The sequence below is a fragment of the Pseudoalteromonas sp. APC 3694 genome, from assembly GCF_030407565.1.
Classification (GTDB): domain Bacteria; phylum Pseudomonadota; class Gammaproteobacteria; order Enterobacterales; family Alteromonadaceae; genus Pseudoalteromonas; species Pseudoalteromonas tetraodonis.
In genome coordinates this window covers 126,327-142,481 of record NZ_JASDDE010000001.1, presented here as the reverse complement: position 1 = coordinate 142,481, position 16,155 = coordinate 126,327, and the positions used below count along the sequence as shown (strand labels likewise).

The 16,155-nt window shown below is 40.5% G+C and carries 20 protein-coding genes; 15 read left to right on the top strand and 5 right to left on the bottom strand.

Annotated elements, in window-relative coordinates; genetic code table 11:
- Positions 1-55 precede the first annotated feature (55 nt).
- Positions 56-847, bottom strand: a complete 792-nt coding sequence (locus tag QMA00_RS00740) for a crotonase/enoyl-CoA hydratase family protein (RefSeq protein WP_076920659.1) — start codon at positions 845-847, stop codon at positions 56-58.
- A gap of 289 nt (positions 848-1,136) precedes the next feature.
- Here QMA00_RS00740 and QMA00_RS00735 point away from each other — a divergent pair, with 289 nt between their 5' ends.
- From QMA00_RS00735 to QMA00_RS00725, 3 genes are read left to right on the top strand one after another with little or no spacing between them, the layout of a single operon-like run.
- Positions 1,137-1,457, top strand: a complete 321-nt coding sequence (locus QMA00_RS00735) for an HI1450 family dsDNA-mimic protein (RefSeq protein WP_076920658.1) — start codon at positions 1,137-1,139, stop codon at positions 1,455-1,457.
- A gap of 46 nt (positions 1,458-1,503) precedes the next feature.
- A complete protein-coding gene (locus tag QMA00_RS00730) occupies positions 1,504-2,316 on the top strand; it encodes a DUF481 domain-containing protein (protein ID WP_076920755.1) in 813 nt (270 codons plus the stop codon).
- A 27-nt stretch (positions 2,317-2,343) separates the two neighbouring features.
- Positions 2,344-2,829 carry a hypothetical protein gene (locus QMA00_RS00725; protein WP_076920657.1) on the top strand — a complete coding sequence of 162 codons (486 nt, stop codon included), beginning with the start codon at positions 2,344-2,346 and terminating at the stop codon, positions 2,827-2,829.
- 41 nt (positions 2,830-2,870) lie between these two features.
- Here the strand turns inward: QMA00_RS00725 and QMA00_RS00720 are convergent, their stop codons facing one another.
- Both QMA00_RS00720 and QMA00_RS00715 read right to left on the bottom strand, forming a co-directional pair.
- Entirely contained in the window at positions 2,871-3,356 is a 486-nt protein-coding gene (locus QMA00_RS00720) for a peptidylprolyl isomerase (protein WP_013465643.1), read from the bottom strand.
- Positions 3,357-3,367: 11 nt separating this feature from the next.
- A complete protein-coding gene (locus QMA00_RS00715; RefSeq protein ID WP_076920656.1) occupies positions 3,368-4,279 on the bottom strand; it encodes a folate-binding protein YgfZ in 912 nt (303 codons plus the stop codon).
- 150 nt (positions 4,280-4,429) lie between these two features.
- Here QMA00_RS00715 and QMA00_RS00710 point away from each other — a divergent pair, with 150 nt between their 5' ends.
- Positions 4,430-4,681: a succinate dehydrogenase assembly factor 2 gene (locus QMA00_RS00710; RefSeq protein ID WP_010387788.1), complete on the top strand. Its 252-nt coding sequence runs from the start codon at positions 4,430-4,432 to the stop codon at positions 4,679-4,681.
- Positions 4,682-4,763: 82 nt separating this feature from the next.
- Positions 4,764-5,093: a hypothetical protein gene (locus tag QMA00_RS00705; RefSeq protein WP_254843605.1), complete on the top strand. Its 330-nt coding sequence runs from the start codon at positions 4,764-4,766 to the stop codon at positions 5,091-5,093.
- Here QMA00_RS00705 and nadB read toward each other — a convergent pair.
- A complete protein-coding gene (nadB, locus tag QMA00_RS00700) occupies positions 5,068-6,678 on the bottom strand; it encodes an L-aspartate oxidase (protein ID WP_076920655.1) in 1,611 nt (536 codons plus the stop codon). The two genes, QMA00_RS00705 and nadB, sit on opposite strands and share 26 nt — an antisense overlap.
- A gap of 244 nt (positions 6,679-6,922) precedes the next feature.
- On the opposite strand from nadB, the gene rpoE reads away from it, so the two are divergent.
- The 10 genes from rpoE (at position 6,923) to pdxJ (ending at position 15,457) form a co-directional block, all read left to right on the top strand.
- A complete protein-coding gene (rpoE, locus tag QMA00_RS00695; RefSeq protein ID WP_010387792.1) occupies positions 6,923-7,504 on the top strand; it encodes an RNA polymerase sigma factor RpoE in 582 nt (193 codons plus the stop codon).
- A 1-nt stretch (position 7,505) separates the two neighbouring features.
- Entirely contained in the window at positions 7,506-8,120 is a 615-nt protein-coding gene (locus QMA00_RS00690) for an RseA family anti-sigma factor (protein WP_076920654.1), read from the top strand.
- A gap of 4 nt (positions 8,121-8,124) precedes the next feature.
- On the top strand, positions 8,125-9,078 hold the full coding sequence (locus tag QMA00_RS00685; RefSeq protein WP_076920653.1) for a MucB/RseB C-terminal domain-containing protein: 954 nt from the start codon (positions 8,125-8,127) through the stop codon (positions 9,076-9,078).
- Positions 9,079-9,528: a SoxR reducing system RseC family protein gene (locus tag QMA00_RS00680; RefSeq protein WP_010387796.1), complete on the top strand. Its 450-nt coding sequence runs from the start codon at positions 9,079-9,081 to the stop codon at positions 9,526-9,528.
- A gap of 122 nt (positions 9,529-9,650) precedes the next feature.
- Positions 9,651-11,438, top strand: a complete 1,788-nt coding sequence (gene lepA, locus QMA00_RS00675) for a translation elongation factor 4 (RefSeq protein WP_024602342.1) — start codon at positions 9,651-9,653, stop codon at positions 11,436-11,438.
- Positions 11,439-11,453: 15 nt separating this feature from the next.
- Positions 11,454-12,389, top strand: coding sequence for a signal peptidase I (lepB, locus tag QMA00_RS00670; protein ID WP_010387798.1), 936 nt, complete (start codon positions 11,454-11,456; stop codon positions 12,387-12,389).
- Between the two features lie 2 nt (positions 12,390-12,391).
- The gene (gene rnc, locus QMA00_RS00665; RefSeq protein WP_076920652.1) at positions 12,392-13,069 is read left to right on the top strand and encodes a ribonuclease III; all 678 of its coding nucleotides are present in this window, start codon (positions 12,392-12,394) and stop codon (positions 13,067-13,069) included.
- A complete protein-coding gene (gene era / locus QMA00_RS00660) occupies positions 13,059-13,991 on the top strand; it encodes a GTPase Era (RefSeq protein WP_013465632.1) in 933 nt (310 codons plus the stop codon). The genes rnc and era overlap by 11 nt, the downstream gene beginning before the upstream one ends.
- 20 nt (positions 13,992-14,011) lie before the next feature.
- Positions 14,012-14,704: a DNA repair protein RecO gene (recO, locus tag QMA00_RS00655; protein WP_055013221.1), complete on the top strand. Its 693-nt coding sequence runs from the start codon at positions 14,012-14,014 to the stop codon at positions 14,702-14,704.
- 21 nt (positions 14,705-14,725) lie between these two features.
- Complete coding sequence (gene pdxJ, locus QMA00_RS00650) at positions 14,726-15,457, top strand: pyridoxine 5'-phosphate synthase (protein ID WP_076920651.1); 732 nt, start codon at positions 14,726-14,728, stop codon at positions 15,455-15,457.
- Between the two features lie 41 nt (positions 15,458-15,498).
- On the opposite strand, the gene QMA00_RS00645 is transcribed toward pdxJ, so the two are convergent.
- A complete protein-coding gene (locus QMA00_RS00645; protein ID WP_076920650.1) occupies positions 15,499-16,155 on the bottom strand; it encodes a hypothetical protein in 657 nt (218 codons plus the stop codon).

Sequence of the window (16,155 nt, the reverse complement as noted above, 5' to 3'; positions counted from 1 at the left end):
TAACTTTAACAAATAACGCTGTTTTATGCATTGTTCCTTAGTATTACCATCAATGTTACCAGCGCTTGGCGTTTGTAAACTCAATATCAGCTTTCCCTTTAGCTTTAGCAATGGCTTTTTTAGTATTAGGGTTGATCAGTAAGCGAATTTGGCTCCATGTTTCTTTAGCGAGTATTTTTCGAGCAGGGGCTTTATAGCTTTGTTGAGTTACACGCTTTATTGCGGCTAATGTGTCAGGTGAGCGCGCTAGCAGTGTATCAAGCATCTCTTTAGTTGCTTTATCTGTATCGTCGGTTGTTTTGGTTACTAAACCGAGTTCAAAAGCGTCTTGTGCGTTTATTGGTTCGGCATGGCTTGCTAGCCAAAGTGCTTGGTCGCGTTTTACTAAGCCTGAAAGCATAACATTAGCGCCCATGTCTGGGCATAACCCCCAGCGCGCTTCCATAATGGCGAGTTTGGCATCGTGGTGAACAATCCGGTAATCGGCACCCAGTGCTATTTGCAATCCACCCCCAAGGCAATTTCCGTTTATTTTTGCAATTACAGGCACACTCAATGACTGCCAGCCCAGTACGACCTTTTGCGCTAGGTTTTGATTACCAGGTAGCCATTTGAATAGGAGCTTTATGATATTGAATGGTGAGGCCATAACCGCGTTAATATCGAGTCCCGCACAAAAGTGTTCGCCTTCACCGGTTAATACAACCGCACGAATACTGGCATCTCTTTTTATATTTTTAATCACCTTGTTAAGCTCAACAAACATAGCAAAGCTTAAGGCATTTTGTTTTTCTACACGATTTAATGTAACAGTGGCAATACCCTGTTTTTTTTCTAATTTTATCATCTTGCACTCCTCTGACCTGTTGTTTGAGCTTATGTTTTTATTGATGTTAAGTAAAGTGGATGAAGATGAATAAAAACAAAGTGAATTTTTTAATGCAATTGCGGTCTGTTATCTTTCAAGGCAAATTTAATCTTTAAAAGGTCAGCAGACCTTAATACAAACCCATCCAACAATATCTATAAGTATTAGGTAAAAGTAAAAAAGTCAGTATTTAACGTGTTTTTTTATCAAAACACTAACAACTTTTGATATTATGGCGCCAACTTAAAAGCTCAGAGGTTAACCACTTATGTCAGGTCCACGTTTATTTACGGTAGAAGAAGCAACCCATCAAGCTTATGATATTTTTTTGGAGCTGGCTCCCAACAACCTGAGTGATAAAGATGTTGAAGAATTTAACCTGCATCGTGAAGAACTTGGCTTTATTGAAGAAGATGAGCCCGATGAACAGTGGCAAGATTTTGTTGCACTAGAAATAGAGCCTGAGCATTTTATTCAAGTATTAGTGGGCCTTGAGTTTGATAGCGAAGACGTCTTATTTGCGAAAATTTTAATTAGCCGTGATAAAGATGCGCCTTTTTGTCATATTTTGTGGAAAGAAAGTGAATAACCATTTCTCTGCTTTTTTGTTATTGCCATATGTAAGAGAACGTATTTTGCGAAACTCCTTTGTATTACTGCTTTTATTATTTAGCTGCTTTAGCTGGGCAGTTGATCCCTTTGAAGATTTTCATCAATATGGGGAGCTCTCTGATGAAGAAATTCATGAGCTACACAAAGGCGAAGTACTTTATGGTGATACCGAGTTTGGTTTTATTTTAAGTAAAGGTAATACCAACTCAACCAGTTTTAAACTCAAAGGTAATCTTTACCAAGATTTTGAAAACTGGCGTAATCAATTCAAAATAGATTCCTTATACAAACGTGACGAAAACGAAGAAACGGGCCAGTCGGATGTTACGGCTAATCGCGTGTTTGTTTCTGCGCAGGGTAACTATAAAGTTGGTGTTAAAAATTCGTCTTTCTTTATTTATGGCGATTATGAAGAGGATGAATTTAGCGGTCTGGATTTTAAAAGTACGGTGGCAACCGGCTATGGTGCACGTGTTTATCAAGGGGTTAAAAATAAGGTAGATATAGATATAGGCCCAGGTCTATACCGCTCAGTTGCTGATGATGAGTCAACAGCACTTGAAGACGATAAAGACAAAATGGGTTATTTACTTCGTATTGCAATGCAGTGGGAGAGGTTGGTATCTAAGCGTACCCGATTTAATCAAGATATCAGTATAGAGCAGTCTTTATCTGGGCTTAACTCACGGTTAAAGTCAGAAACCGCCTTAATTAGCCAAGTGGTTGGCGCGGTATCGCTCAAGTTTGCTTATATGTATCGTTATAATTCTAAGCCTGAAGAAGATAAGCTTAAATACGATTCAGAGCTCAGTGCCACCTTAGTGTACAGTTTTTAATTTTTTAACTTTTTAATAGAGAGTGTTATGTATCAGCATAAGCAGTATGCGGTATTTATATTTGTAGTATTAGCGTGGATCAGTGGTTTTGTTGCGCTTGCATGGAATTTAATGGGTGCCGATGCCCCGTTAATCGTATTTGCAGGTATTTTAGTACTGGTGGGTTTTTTGTTCCACGGTTTAACCATTAAAGTTGACGAAACTCATGTTAGCTGGGCATTTGGCCCTGGTGTTGCAGGCCAAAAATTAGCATTAGAAGATATTGTCGATGTAAAAGCAGTACAAAATTCATACCGCCATGGTATTGGTATTCGCATTACACACGATGGTTGGATTTATTCAGTATCAGGCTTTAGTGCGGTGCAATTAACGCTTAAAGATGGCAGCCAATACCGCTTAGGCACGAATGACCAAGCAGGATTAGTTGCTGCGCTTGAAGATAAAATAACCCCTGTTGAAATGCCAGCAGCAGAGCCTCAAGCCAAATTGCGAACGCAGAATAATATGCTATAAAAAAAGCGCCTGAGGCGCTTTTTTTATTACTGGATTAGCGTTTAGTGGTCGTGACCACAACCGCCTTCACCATGTACATGGCCATGCTCAAGCTCTTCAGCCGTTGCATCGCGTACTTCTAAAATCTCTACATCAAAATTGAGCGTAATACCAGCGAGTGGGTTGTTACCATCAACAATCACTTCTTCGTCTTGAATATCGATGATCATGACTGACTGGTCGCCGTCATCGGTGGTTGCACGAAATTGCATGCCCACTTCAATGTCCATGCCTTCAAACATTGATTTTGGCACGGCTTGCATTAGGTGATCATGACGTTCACCGTAACCTTCTTCAGGTTCAACTTTTACACTTAGTGTATCGCCAGCTTGTTTGCCTTGCAGCGCGTTTTCAAGTCCTGAGATAAGGTAACCCGTACCAACGATAAAAATTAATGGCTCACCGCCAAATGAGTTATCAATGGTATTGCCGTCATTATCTAGTACAGAGTAATGCATTTTTACCACTTTATTTGCTGCAACGATCATAGTCATTCCTATTATTCATCTTCAAGAGAGTAAGGTAGAGGCAGAATGTTTAGCTCTACCGAAGGGGTATGTTTTGCACGAAGAACCTGAGCGGTGTCAGTATCGTTTGGCAACACAACTAAGCCAGTTAAAGTGTGTGTTTTTTCATTAAAGCTTTGCGCAATAAGTTTGCCCGCGCGGCGCCAGTTTTCACCTAACTGAGTTTCGATATCGGGTGCATCGAGCAATCCTTCACTTTGCCCTGTAACGATATACATGGCACGTTTATTTTTACCTAAGTATTTCATACGTGCGACGGTTTCTTGGCCGGTGTAGCAACCCTTTTTAAAACTGATGCCATTGATGGCTTGAAGGTTAACCATTTGCGGCACATATTCATCAATTGCATCAACGCTTAACTGAGGCTCACCAGCTAGCAGTGAGGCCTGTTGCCACATAGCGTCGTTGTCGAGGGTAGATACTTCATCAGGTAAGCAAAATTGGCTATCAACCATAAGTAAAACGCGGTTTGGCGCAAGTTTAAGGGCTTTGCCGTTAGCAAAGTCGCATGCTGTGGCATCGTCACTAAAGTGAATATCAAGTTGCGTAAGCAAATCAGTTAGGTCATCACCTAATAAACCAATTAATCGCTCTGGGGCTTTATTAATTTCAACTTTTGCAAATACAGCGTATTTTTTTAACTCAGCCAGTGAGCGTTCTACTTCAGCACTTGAACCGGTTAAATAATAGTTTTGCTGGTAAGAAAATAGCTTAAATACACCCCACAGCTTACCTTTTGCGCTACAGTGACCTGTCCACAAAAAGTTGTTGTTGTTGATTTTATTGAGATCTTGAGTGATTTGTCCGTGTAGGTAAGATAATTTATCTGTGCCTGAGAGGCTAATAATCTGATGTGATAAAGGACATGCATAAACCTGAGACATAAACACCTTCTTTGCAATAACAAATGAGGTCACATAATAACGTAGTTAAAGCGTATGGTACAGCGACTAACAGACGATGTTTTTATAACTTAGTGCTGTTAAATTAACGCGTATTTGGTAAACTCGAGTTAATTAAATATGAGGTTTAAAATGGTTGAAATACATAGTAAAGCACGTATCCGTTGGGCTTGTCGCCGTGGCATGTTAGAGCTAGATGTTTTGTTTATGCCGTTTGTTGAAGAAGCTTATGATTCGTTAGATGCTAAACAGCAAGCGATTTTTCAGCGTCTATTAACGCAAGAAGACCCAGATTTATTCGCTTGGTTTATGGGCCATGAAGAATGTAAAGACGCAGAGCTAAACAGCATGGTTCAGCTAATTTTAGACCGAGTTCGTGTATAGATTTACCGTTACAGATAATAAAACAGACCACAAACCGATTGTGGTCTTTTTTTGTGTGCTGACTCTAGTGTTGTGCCTATTTATGAACTCGGTGGAGGCAACTCTTTTTTGTATTGCACTTAATACACTTGCTGGCATTATTGTTTGGCGAAAAATCGTGGCTGCTCAACCACAGCAAGGCATTATACTCTTAGAGCCGAATCAATTTCGTTTTGAAGGATCAGGCAGGCAAATTCAAGGGGTAATTAGTAAGCAAAGCCGGTTACTTGGTCAGAGTGTGTGGCTGTATATTAATGGCTTTAGTAAAAACTATTGGCTGATTATCTCAGCCAATAGTGTGGATGAGCAAAGCTATGCGCGCTTAAAACGGGCAACGCTTGAAGCAATTAATTACGTAGCGGAGTCAAAATAGTGGGCGTTGGGTTCTCATTTTGCTCTGGATAATCAATAGTAAAGTGTAGTCCACGACTTTCTTTACGTTCCATAGCGCTTCTAATTATAAGCTCGGCAACTTGCACCAAATTACGTAACTCAAGTAAGTTATTACTCACTCTAAAGTTTGCGTAATAATCGTGTATTTCCTGTTGTAGCAGTTCAACACGATGCAGCGCACGTTCAAGGCGTTTGGTTGAGCGTACAATCCCCACATAATCCCACATAAATAATCGTAGCTCATGCCAGTTATGGGTGATCACGATTTCTTCATCTGAATTAGATACACGGCTTTCATCCCAACTAGGTAAATCTACCAGCGCGGGTGCGGTCTCTATTTTACTTAAAATGTCTTTTGCTGCTGCATGGGCAAATACAATGCACTCTAATAATGAGTTACTTGCCATGCGGTTAGCACCATGTAAGCCGGTATAAGCCACTTCACCCACAGCGTATAAATTTGCTAAATCCGTTTTGCCGTTAAAGTCGGTCATTACGCCACCACAGGTGTAATGTGCCGCAGGAACGACAGGGATTGCTTCTTTGGTTATATCAAGCCCTACGCTCAAGCATTTAGCGTAAATAGTAGGGAAGTGTTCAATAATAAAATCTTTGTCTTTATGGCTAATATCTAAATATACGCAATTTGCGCCAAGGCGTTTCATTTCAAAGTCGATAGCGCGCGCTACAATATCGCGAGGAGCGAGTTCTTCTCGTTCATCAAACTCTTTCATAAAGCGAGTGCCATCAGGGCGTTTTAAATAGGCCCCTTCACCACGCATTGCTTCAGTAATTAAAAAGTTTTGTAATTCTGGGTGGTAAAGACTGGTTGGATGAAATTGATTAAATTCCATATTAGCAACGCGACACCCTGCACGCCATGCCATGGCAATACCATCACCGCTAGAAACATCAGGGTTAGAGGTATAAAGGTATACTTTACTTGCGCCACCCGTTGCTAGGGCAACAAATTTTGCGCCAATGGTTTCTACTTTTTTGGCTTTTTTATTCCACACATACATGCCATGAACATGTGACCCCGTTTTACCGATATTTTTATCTGTAATTAGATCAATCGCATTATAATGCTCTAACAAGGTGATATTACTGTGCGCTTGAACTTGGCTAATCAAGGTTGTTTGCACAGCTTTACCTGTAGCATCGGCAGCATGCAAAATGCGTCGGTGGCTATGACCCCCTTCACGAGTTAAATGAAAGCGCTCTTTACCTTTGCTATCAAACTCCATATCAAAAGGCACGCCTTGGTCAATCAGCCATTGCAGGCAGTCATGAGCATTGCTGGCAGTATAATGAACCGCCTCTCTGTCGCATAAACCGCCGCCGGCGTCTAAGGTATCTTCAACGTGAGACTCTATACTGTCATTTTTTTTATCAAAAACAGCGGCAATTCCGCCTTGGGCATAAAGAGTAGAACCTTCGGTTAATTCACCTTTACTGATCACGGTAACGTTACAGTAATTAGCCAAAGATAAAGCAAGTGATAAGCCTGCTGCGCCGCTACCAATAATAGCGACATCGGTAATGTGATGTTTATTTTGGTTCATCTGTGAGGTACTTTGCGGTTACAATGCTCAGATAGAGCAATATTTATTTTTAATACTTACAGTTGTACCATATTTGTTGAACTACTACTAAGTGGTTTTAGCGTATAAACGCGTAATTTGTAGCTATTTTATAAAAAAACAATATGAAGCAGAACTTTTTATTCATCTAAGGGTCAGAGTAGGTGTGAACAATGGCGACACTATGAATAATAAGCAAGAATCAATCAGAGGAGTACCGGCTCGAATGAGCGAGCAGGAATTAGATTTAGCGTTAGTGAAAAGGGTCCAGCAGGGAGATAAAAACGCCTTTAACCTATTAGTTAAGAAGTATCAGAACAAAATAGCCGGTTTGATCTCACGTTATGTATCAAATCAAGGTGACATTGCTGATGTAGCACAAGAAGCGTTTATTAAAGCGTATCGTGCCCTTCCTAATTTTCGTGGTGATAGTGCTTTTTATACTTGGCTTTACCGTATCGCCGTTAATTGTGCTAAAAATTATTTAGTGGCTCAAGGGCGTAAACCGCCAGCAAATGATATAGATGCTGACGATGCCGAGTTTTATGAAGGTGCAGATTCAATGCGTTCTAACGCGTCACCTGAAAATTTACTATTAAGCGAAGAAGTCCGCGCTGTTATTTTTAATACGATTGATAGTTTGCCTGAAGATCTTAAAACCGCGATTACTCTTAGAGAAATTGAGGGTATGAGCTATGAAGAAATAGCCGTGGTTATGGATTGCCCAGTCGGGACGGTACGTTCGCGTATTTTTCGTGCCCGTGAAGCAATTGATAACAAATTAAACCCATTAATAGGCGAGTCTTAGTATGACAAAATCACACGTTAACCGCTTAGATAACGAATCGTTATCAGCATTAATTGACGGTGAACAAACATTAAATGATGCAACTATTGCATCGGATGATGTTGCTACGTTTGGCCGTTACGCGTTAATCGGTGATGCAATGCGAGCTAAAGAAAATAACAATAATATGGATTTTGATATTAGTGATCGCATTTCGTTAGCACTTGAGAGTGAGCCCGTTTATGCAGACTTTAGCCAGTCTGATAAGTTGGCAACCCCTTCAAATACCGAAACAGAAAATAAAGTAGTGGCGTTTAATTGGCGTAAACCAGTTGCTCAATTAGCGATCGCAGCGAGCGTAGCAATGTTTACTATTGTTGGTGTGAACACCTTACCGCAAGGGGAAGATGCTGTGCAAAACGAAATTCCATTATTGCAAACCACGCCGTTAACCGGCATGGCATCGCCAGTAAGCTACTCATCGGCACCTGCACTTGATAACGCAGAGCAAGGTTTGCGAGAGCTTCAGCAGCAACGCATTGGCGCATTAGTACTTGAACATCAGCGTCAAGCGCGTGTAGCTCATTCGTTAAAAACAGCTAAAACAGATGAAACATCCCCAGAGGAAAAAAACTAATTAGATGAAAGTAATTACTTTTATTATGTCATTGGTGCTGAGTTTTAATACTTTTGCCAATGACACAAACCCTGCTAAAGATTTACTGCTTGAAATGGCCAGTGCAGTTCACACTCGTAATTTCGACGCCTCTTTTGTTGTTGTTAAGGGTAAAAGTATGGAGCCCTACCGTTGGGTGCATGCTAAACAAGGTGATATAGAGCTTGAACATTTAAGTTTGCTTAATGGTGCTGGCCTTGAAATGATCCGCATTGACAACCAAGTTACCTATTTTGAGCCACAATCAGAGCCGTATTCATTAACAACAGACTCAATTGCCGGCCCTATTCCTGAAGTGCTTTTTAAAGATATTAACCGCTTAAGTGCGCATTATGATTTTGTGCTTGGTGGTAAAGGCCGTATTGCTGGGCGTCCCGCGCAATTAGTTCGAATTGAATCTAAAAACGAAGACAAATATAACTATTGGATATGGATTGATACTGAGTCGTCGTTATTATTAAAAGCGGCGTATGTTAATCATCAAGGCGAAGCGCTTGAGCAATTACAACTTACCCACATTAGCGTAACTGAGCAACCGGCAAGCTTATTATTAGAAGTGCTTAATCGTAATTTTCCAACACCATTACCCGCTAATTCAATTGATGAACAAAGCAAAGCGAATGCTATGAATTGGACTATTGGATGGCTACCTGAAGGGTTTGAATTACTTAAGTCCGATAGACATAAGCTCGACTTAAACAATGAATTAACAGATTACTATTTATTTTCTGATGGATTTGTTGAGGTATCAGTATTTGTGCAACGGCCACTACCAGGTAAGCGCTTAAGCGGAGCTCTCACCTCAGGAGCAACCACTATTTATGTGCACAACGGCGGAAATTTTGATGTCTCCGTGGTGGGAAACATTCCAACCATGAGCGCTAAAGCGATTGCTGAGTCTGTTTCACGGGCATTATAGATGATAGAACAAACGTTAACCGTCGTGGCCCTTAGTGGCCACGTTGCGCATTTAGAAGCTCAACAAAAGCAGGCCTGTGAAGGCTGTAATGGTCGTTGTGGCTCTCAAGTGTTTAGTAAGTTATTTGGTACAGCAAAGAAAACCTTACCCTATAAATTCGAAACGCAATTAGAAGTTGGACAAAAAGTGACTATGTCACTGGATGACAGCCACGTTGTAAAACATGCCTTTGCCGTTTACATGCTGCCCTTATTTTTGAGTTTAATCTTCGCCTTAATAACCAGTGAATTAATACTATTGGCTGAAGGTTGGCAAATTTTAGCAGCGATATTGGGTGGCATCACCGGCTTCTTAATTGCTAAAACATGGGTAAAATCACTTAGGCATGAGATTAAAGTGATAAAAATTCATCCAATTAGTCTTCCTTTAACTCAAATAGATGGTGATTGACGCCAATTAAATGTAAAATTGCGTTTTTATGCCACAGTAACTTGAAAATGCACAGCAAGTATTTTCAAGTTATTTAGGCATGCGACCTTAGTCCTTTAAAATAGAAGTTTAGAATCCAGTTTATGAAGCATATCCGTAATTTTTCGATCATCGCCCACATTGACCATGGTAAATCGACCCTTTCTGACCGTTTGATCCAAGTTTGTGGTGGTTTAACCGACCGTGAAATGCAGAAGCAGGTTCTGGATTCAATGGATATTGAACGTGAGCGTGGCATTACCATCAAGGCGCAAAGTGTAACGTTAAACTACAAAGCAAACGATGGTGAAACCTACCAGCTCAACTTTATCGATACTCCAGGTCACGTTGACTTTACTTATGAAGTATCACGTTCATTAGCCGCGTGTGAAGGTGCATTATTGGTTGTTGATGCTGGCCAAGGTGTTGAAGCACAAACATTGGCTAACTGTTATACCGCCATCGAAATGGACTTAGAAGTTATACCGGTTCTAAATAAAATTGATTTACCACAAGCTGACCCATTACGTGTAGCCGAAGAAATTGAAGACATCATTGGTATTGATGCCCTTGATGCCGTGCAATGTAGTGCTAAAACAGGTGTGGGTATTGCCGAAGTACTTGAAATGATCGTTAAAGATGTACCGCCACCAGTTGGTGATAAAGACGAGCCATTACAAGCGCTAATTATCGATTCTTGGTTTGACCCGTACCAAGGCGTTGTATCGCTAGTGCGTATTAAACATGGTGAACTTCGCGCGGGCGACAAAATTAAAATTATGTCGAATGAGCATATTCATACTGCAGATCATGTAGGTATTTTCACACCTAAACAAACTAATACCGGTATTTTACGTACAGGTGAAGTAGGGTTTGTTATTGCCGGTATTAAAGAAATACACGGTGCACCGGTGGGTGATACTATTACTCATCAAAAAAATGCGGCACCTGAGCGCTTACCTGGTTTTCAAAAAATTAAACCACAAGTTTATGCGGGTATGTTCCCAATAGCCTCTGATGATTACGAGTCATTCCGCGATGCCCTTAACAAACTTAGCTTAAACGATGCCTCGTTATTCTTTGAACCAGAAAATTCAACTGCGTTAGGGTTTGGTTTCCGTTGTGGATTCTTGGGCATGTTACACATGGAAATTATCCAAGAGCGTTTAGAGCGTGAATACGACATTGATTTAATCACCACGGCACCAACGGTTATTTACGAGGTGGTAACTAAAGAGGGCACGACGCAAATTGATAACCCGTCTGATCTTCCACCAGTTAACGATATTTTAGAGATACGTGAGCCGGTTGTAGAAGCTAATATTTTAGTTCCACAAGAGTACTTAGGCAGCGTAATCACCTTATGTGTTGATAAGCGCGGTATGCAAACTAAAATGAGTTATCACGGTAAGCAAGTTGCAGTAACGTATGAACTGCCAATGGCTGAAGTGGTAATGGACTTCTTTGATAAGCTAAAATCAACAAGCCGTGGTTTTGCCTCGCTTGATTATAACTTTAAGCATTTCCAAACTTCAGACATGGTACGTGTAGATATACTTATCAATGGCGAGCGTGTGGATGCATTGGCTATCATTGTTCACCGCGACAGCGCACAATCACGTGGTCGACAGCTTGCTGATGCGTTAAAAGAACTTATACCACGTCAAATGTTTGATATTGCGATTCAGGCAGCGATTGGACAACATGTAATCGCTCGAACAACTGTTAAGCAACTACGTAAAAACGTAATCGCTAAATGTTACGGTGGTGACGTGAGCCGTAAGAAAAAATTACTTCAAAAACAAAAAGATGGTAAAAAGCGAATGAAGCAACTTGGTAACGTTGAAGTGCCTCAAGAAGCGTTCTTAGCCATTTTGAAAGTTGGTAAATAAAATAAAGGATAATAAATGGCTGGCTACTTTTCAGTTTTATTGGTGTTGTTAACTTTAGGCTCAGGTCTAATATGGTTAATAGATCACTTAATGTTTGCTCCTAAAAGGCAGGAACGTTTAGCAATTGCTCAAACTTCTGCCGGTGGTCAACTTGATGAAGAAACCGCAGCATTGATTGCGCCTGAGCCAGTCATTACTGAAACAGCAAAGTCGATTTTTCCGATGATTGCTGCTATCACTATTTTTAGATCATTTATTTTTGAGCCGTTTCAGATCCCATCGGGTTCAATGATGCCCACCTTATTAGTGGGTGATTTTATTTTAGTGCAAAAGTATTCTTATGGAATTAAAGACCCTGTATGGCGCAGCCAGTTAGTGGATGTGAGCGAACCAGAGCGTGGCGATATTGTTGTTTTTAAATACCCATTAGATGAGAGAGTTGATTATATTAAACGCGCTATAGGCTTACCTGGCGATAAAATTGTTTATCGCGACAAGCGTTTATATATTCAACCAAAATGTGAAGAAGGCGAAGTTCAAAAAGGCGCGCTTCTTTGCAACGAATTCAATAAAATTGATTTTAAATTAATTAATGATGATGAATTTATGCAAGGCCCAATGGCTTTAGCGCGTTTAAATGAAGATTTAACGACCTCTAGCCATGATATTTTAATCAACCCAAAATCGCCTGAACGTAAAGGGCGTTACTACCAGCAATTGGGCACACCTGCGGATGAATGGGTGGTTCCAGCTGATCATTACTTTATGATGGGTGATAATCGCGATAACAGCCAAGATAGTCGCTTTTGGGGCTTTGTACCAAAAGAAAACTTGGTGGGTAAAGCTGTCTTTATATGGATGAGTTTTGAATTTGATAATGGCCCAGATGACATTTTACCAGGATGGGTTCCAACTGGTGTTCGTTTTGAACGCCTAGGTAATATTCAGTAACAATGAAAAAAAATGTAACAGAGTTATACAAAAGAATTGGCTACACATTTGCTGATCAAGGGTTACTTGAGCAAGCAATGACGCATCGCAGCCACAAAGGTCAACATAACGAGCGACTCGAATTTTTGGGCGACTCAATTTTGAGCTTTGTCATTGCCAATGCACTGTACGCTAAATTTCCTAAAGCACGCGAAGGCGATTTAAGCCGCATGCGTTCGACTTTAGTTCGCGGCCAGACTTTAGCTGAATTTGGCTTTGAATTTGAGCTTGGTGATTACCTACGCTTAGGTCCTGGCGAGCTAAAAAGTGGTGGTTTTAGACGCGAGTCAACCCTAGCGGATGCAGTTGAAGCTATTATTGGCGCTGTATTTTTAGATTCAGACATAGATCGCTGCGGCGAGCTTATTTTAGCGTGGTATGAATCACGTTTAGATGCTATTTCACCAGGGCTTAACCAAAAAGATCCTAAGACCCTGCTGCAAGAGTATTTGCAAGCTCGTAAGCTATCATTACCAGGCTACACCGTCGTTGATACTAAAGGTCAGGCACACAATCAAACATTCACGGTTGAATGTATCGTTGATGGAATGGATAGCATTATTTCTGTTGGCAGCTCACGGCGTAAAGCCGAACAAAAAGCGGCCGAAAAAGCATTGAAGATACTTAAAAATGAATCTTGATACCTTAATACAGCCTCATGAAGGCGAAATAGACACATTTTGTGGCATGGTTGCGATTGTTGGCCGTCCTAATGTGGGTAAATCAACACTGCTTAATGAAATTATTGAACAAAAAGTCAGTATTACCTCACGTAAGCCACAAACTACGCGCCACCGTATTATGGGTATTCATACTGAGGGTAAGCACCAAGCGGTGTACGTCGATACCCCAGGCCTGCACGTTGAAGAAAAGCGTGCTATTAACCGTTTAATGAACCGTGCAGCGTCTAGCTCAATTGGTGATGTTGAGCTGATCATTTTTGTGGTTGAAGGCACTCATTGGAATGCCGATGACGACATGGTACTTAACAAAGTAAGCCAAAGTGGCAAGCCGGTATTGTTAGTTATTAACAAAATTGACCAAGTGAAAGATCGCGACCTTGTACTTCCACATATGAAGTTTTTAGGCGATAAGTTTGATTTTGTCGGTATTATGCCCGTATCTGCGACTCAGGGTAAAAACATTAACCTGATCAAAGAAGAAGTGACTAAGCGCTTACCACCGTGCGAATTTTACTTTCCTGATGACTACGTAACTGACCGCTCAATGCGCTTTATGGCGGCTGAAGTGATCCGTGAAAAGCTAATGCGCTTTATGGGTGAAGAGTTACCGTATTCAGTGACTGTGGAAATAGAGCAGTTTAAATGGCAAGAAAACGGTATTTGGCATATTAATGGCCTGATACTAGTTGAGCGTGAAACGCAAAAGCGCATGGTTATCGGTAACAAAGGCGAAAAGCTAAAAGTAATCGGCCGTGAAGCGCGTAAAGACCTAGAAGAAATGCTTGAAAATAAAGTATTTTTAGAACTATGGGTTAAAGTAAAATCGGGCTGGGCTGACGATGAACGTGCCTTAAGAAGCTTAGGCTACGGTGAAGATTAATAAGTATCGAATAGCCTAATATGGACAGCGACTTTTACAAAGCCTATTTATTACATCGACGTCCCTACAGTGACTCGCAAGTAATGTTAGATATGCTGGTAGAAGGCGTTGGCCAGCTTAGAATGCTCGCACGAGTTAGTGGCCGCCAGGCCACTAAACATAAAGCCCAATTGCAACCATTTCAATCCTTACTCGTCCATTACAATGGCAAATACGATTTAAAATATATTAATAAATTTGAGCTCTACGGCAACCCGTTATTTCTAACTGGTGATAAGCTTTATTGTGGCTTTTATTTAAATGAGCTAACTAATCGCATTGTGCCGATTAATGAGCCCATTGATCAAGTTTTTCAACTTTATAAAACACACCTAGAAAACCTTAATAGCGGTACTGACATGCAAGCAGTATTGCGCTCTTATGAATTTCAATTGTTAGAGTTACTAGGATATGGAGTTGATTTTAGTTTTGATGCGGACGGTGAGCCAATTGATGACACGCAAACGTATAGCTACTTTGCAGAAGTAGGGTTTTCGGTGCAACATGACACGCGTTCTGGATTTACCGGTTCACAACTTAATGCCATAGCAAATCATGACTTTAGCCAAGCGGATGTGTTATATATGGCAAAGCAATTAAGTCGTTATTTATTAAAGCCATTATTGGGCAATAAGCCATTAAAAAGTCGTGAGTTATTTATTAGCTCTCAATAAACAAATTTCACAGGTACAAACATGAAAGATATTCTTCTAGGCGTGAATGTAGATCATATTGCAACGCTTCGCCAAGCTCGAGGTACTTCTTACCCAGATCCAGCCCATGCAGCCAGTGTTGCAGAGCATGCCGGTGCTGATGGCATTACGATTCATTTACGCGAAGACCGCAGACACATTCAAGACCGCGATGTGTATGTGATGGCTAAAACCATTCAAACACGTATGAACCTTGAAACCGCAGTAACCGATGAAATGATTGCGATTGCACTTGAGGTTAAACCTGAATATGTTTGCTTAGTACCTGAAAAACGTGAAGAGCTTACTACCGAAGGCGGCTTAGATGTAGCGGGTAATATTGATAAAATCGCCGCAGCGACTAAAACTTTAACGCAAGCCGGTATTAAAGTGTCACTGTTTATAGATGCCGATAAAGCGCAGTTAGACGCTGCAAAAGCGTGTGGTGCACCTTATGTTGAAATTCACACTGGGGCTTACGCAGATGCCACTAACGATGAAGACACCGCCAAAGAGCTTGAGCACATTCGCCAAGGGGTGAAATATGCAGCCAGTATTGGTTTAATTGTTAATGCTGGCCATGGTCTGCATTATCACAATGTAAAACCAATTGCGGCGATGCCAGAGATTTATGAGCTAAACATTGGCCACGCTATTATTGCCCGCGCAGCCATTGACGGTTTAGATAAAGCGGTTCGTGATATGAAACGCTTAATGCTTGAAGCGCGTACATAATAAATATTAAAAGCGTGATGTGCCAGTCACGCTTTTTGGTCTCAAGTATTTTTCACTAATTCAATACAGGGGGATTTCAATTTTTGATGTACCTCTTTCAAAAATGAATACTCAATAATTACTTCATCTTTTATTTTTGAGTCCTTGCGCTCGCCTTTATAAATTTCAATATTTTCCTCTCGAAATTTAATCGAAGGAAATTGCTCGTTACATTCAAATACTGGGCTTTCTGTTTTTACCTTACCAATGTGCTTTTCAAAACAGTTAGAGTGAGCAATGTTGTTTCGTAATATACGAAGTGTATCAAAGTATATTTTATCGGGACTATCTTTGAATAAGAGTTGGATACATTCATCGAAATCGTTGCGATCACATTTTTCATATCCATGCTCTTGTATCGCTATTTTTATCAATAACTCTTCTACAGAATTTATATATGTTAAAAATGTAGACCGCCATAGCTGATTTTTTATTCTATCCATTACAGCATCAAGGTTCCAACATCGTGAATCGATATTACATACAGATTCTTCTGTTATTTTGCCTATTCCGTCAGGGGCATCTACTTCAATTTCCTCATACACACCGGAAGATAAATATGCACATTCCTTGATATTTTTATTAGTAATATTAATTAGGCATTCGAGTAACTCAAATTCATCTTCTACTTCTGTTTTTAGTGAATCTTTAAGTATCAA

What these genes read in the sequence shown, in the direction of transcription:
- QMA00_RS00740 (WP_076920659.1), bottom strand. Translation starts at nt 847, where the DNA reads ATGATAAAATTAGAAAAAAAACAGGGTATTGCCACTGTTACATTAAAT.
- rpoE (WP_010387792.1), top strand. Translation starts at nt 6,923, where the DNA reads ATGAGCGAGCAGGAATTAGATTTAGCGTTAGTGAAAAGGGTCCAGCAG.
- QMA00_RS00685 (WP_076920653.1), top strand. Translation starts at nt 8,125, where the DNA reads ATGAAAGTAATTACTTTTATTATGTCATTGGTGCTGAGTTTTAATACT.
- QMA00_RS00690 (WP_076920654.1), top strand. Translation starts at nt 7,506, where the DNA reads ATGACAAAATCACACGTTAACCGCTTAGATAACGAATCGTTATCAGCA.
- QMA00_RS00725 (WP_076920657.1), top strand. Translation starts at nt 2,344, where the DNA reads ATGTATCAGCATAAGCAGTATGCGGTATTTATATTTGTAGTATTAGCG.
- QMA00_RS00715 (WP_076920656.1), bottom strand. Translation starts at nt 4,279, where the DNA reads ATGTCTCAGGTTTATGCATGTCCTTTATCACATCAGATTATTAGCCTC.
- QMA00_RS00710 (WP_010387788.1), top strand. Translation starts at nt 4,430, where the DNA reads ATGGTTGAAATACATAGTAAAGCACGTATCCGTTGGGCTTGTCGCCGT.
- pdxJ (WP_076920651.1), top strand. Translation starts at nt 14,726, where the DNA reads ATGAAAGATATTCTTCTAGGCGTGAATGTAGATCATATTGCAACGCTT.
- QMA00_RS00680 (WP_010387796.1), top strand. Translation starts at nt 9,079, where the DNA reads ATGATAGAACAAACGTTAACCGTCGTGGCCCTTAGTGGCCACGTTGCG.
- QMA00_RS00705 (WP_254843605.1), top strand. Translation starts at nt 4,764, where the DNA reads ATGAACTCGGTGGAGGCAACTCTTTTTTGTATTGCACTTAATACACTT.
- nadB (WP_076920655.1), bottom strand. Translation starts at nt 6,678, where the DNA reads ATGAACCAAAATAAACATCACATTACCGATGTCGCTATTATTGGTAGC.
- lepB (WP_010387798.1), top strand. Translation starts at nt 11,454, where the DNA reads ATGGCTGGCTACTTTTCAGTTTTATTGGTGTTGTTAACTTTAGGCTCA.
- QMA00_RS00735 (WP_076920658.1), top strand. Translation starts at nt 1,137, where the DNA reads ATGTCAGGTCCACGTTTATTTACGGTAGAAGAAGCAACCCATCAAGCT.
- recO (WP_055013221.1), top strand. Translation starts at nt 14,012, where the DNA reads ATGGACAGCGACTTTTACAAAGCCTATTTATTACATCGACGTCCCTAC.
- lepA (WP_024602342.1), top strand. Translation starts at nt 9,651, where the DNA reads ATGAAGCATATCCGTAATTTTTCGATCATCGCCCACATTGACCATGGT.
- rnc (WP_076920652.1), top strand. Translation starts at nt 12,392, where the DNA reads ATGAAAAAAAATGTAACAGAGTTATACAAAAGAATTGGCTACACATTT.
- era (WP_013465632.1), top strand. Translation starts at nt 13,059, where the DNA reads ATGAATCTTGATACCTTAATACAGCCTCATGAAGGCGAAATAGACACA.
- QMA00_RS00720 (WP_013465643.1), bottom strand. Translation starts at nt 3,356, where the DNA reads ATGATCGTTGCAGCAAATAAAGTGGTAAAAATGCATTACTCTGTACTA.